This window comes from Marinagarivorans algicola (assembly GCF_001292705.1).
GTDB classification, from domain to species: domain Bacteria; phylum Pseudomonadota; class Gammaproteobacteria; order Pseudomonadales; family Cellvibrionaceae; genus Marinagarivorans; species Marinagarivorans algicola.
This window is the reverse complement of record NZ_LGAK01000108.1, coordinates 1-1,160: the sequence shown is the minus strand read 5'-3', so window position 1 is coordinate 1,160 and position 1,160 is coordinate 1. Positions and strand designations below refer to the sequence as shown.

2 protein-coding genes are annotated in these 1,160 nt (G+C 45.4%); both read right to left on the bottom strand.

Annotated elements, in window-relative coordinates; genetic code table 11:
* Positions 1-363: 363 nt before the first annotated feature.
* The gene (locus AC438_RS16400; RefSeq protein WP_053982330.1) at positions 364-933 is read right to left on the bottom strand and encodes an SMI1/KNR4 family protein; all 570 of its coding nucleotides are present in this window, start codon (positions 931-933) and stop codon (positions 364-366) included.
* A gap of 7 nt (positions 934-940) precedes the next feature.
* Positions 941-1,160 (bottom strand): hypothetical protein (locus AC438_RS17290; RefSeq protein WP_238376430.1); only part of this gene is annotated, 220 nt, incomplete at its 5' end.

Below are 1,160 nucleotides of genomic sequence, written 5' to 3'. Positions count from 1 at the left end.
ACTGTTACAAGTATTTTTTTGAGAAAATATGTAAGCTATTGAATTTATTAGTTTATTTTCCACTTTTCACACTTTTCGATATTTCACAGTCTTTGCCAGTGATCACCTTGGAGGTGTGCAGAACACGCCAGTGACCTCATTCTGAACAAGTAGGCAAGAAGCATTCAATCAAAAAGTTTCAAAAAGTACAGATAGTCAATTACCGGATACGAGTAAACAGAAGCTTGGCCCTACAAATGTATTTTGTAAGGAGCTGCTTCCCTAGAGCGGTCATAATGTTCGACTTACAGGCCTGCTGGGGGTCTGCAGTGTATAACTGAACGACTGCTAGCTATTGGTATCAGCAGCACGGTATATCATGTTTTAGTCATGAAGGTACTTTTGCGGTAGCCACTGCGTATCTGAACTGCCATCTGAGAAACGCGTATAAGTTTGGATATCTGCGATAAGATCGTCACATGGCGTGCAGATGTAAGTGAGAAACTCGTCAAGACTGCCAGAGACTTTTATAAGCTCGTCACCGTCTCCTGAGTATTCGAAAATACAGCCCTTATCATTGCCCGTGGAATATAGATAGTACACACCAGAGTTTGGGACCTCGGCAAAGACAATTGCGTCAGAAACCCATTCAGGCAACGCGTGTTCTCTCCCAAAAGACCAAGCCTCAAATTCAGTTCTCAGTTCTTCCCACTCATCAGGGTGCGCAATATAAAAAGCAGAGGCATCTGATAAGTTGTCGCAATACAACCTCAAGCTTGACACTTGCTCCAGCATCAGCCTCAAAGGGTCATCAGCCTCCAAGATCTCGACACCAGCACCAGGTGGCTCACCTCCAACCTCATGATGTAAAGGCATTTCTCTCAGCGTGCTCCCGTCGCTGAGAGAAATGCACAAGAATCGAGGGTTTCTATGCTCCAGAGTATTAGTCATCATTTCACCCCTACTTAGGTCTCGCCCGCGTACATTCAGGTAACGAGGTGTTCCCGTTTATGTAGAGCGGCTTTTCGTGTGAAAAGGCATTACCAATTGTAGGAGTACCTTGCTCCCACCACCCACCAAATAGGTAAAAACCATGGATAGCACCTGCGATTGCTCGTCGGCCCGCCTTTGAATTAGCCAGATCCATAACCCCCTCTGACTTTCTTCGGGTCAAAGGAATC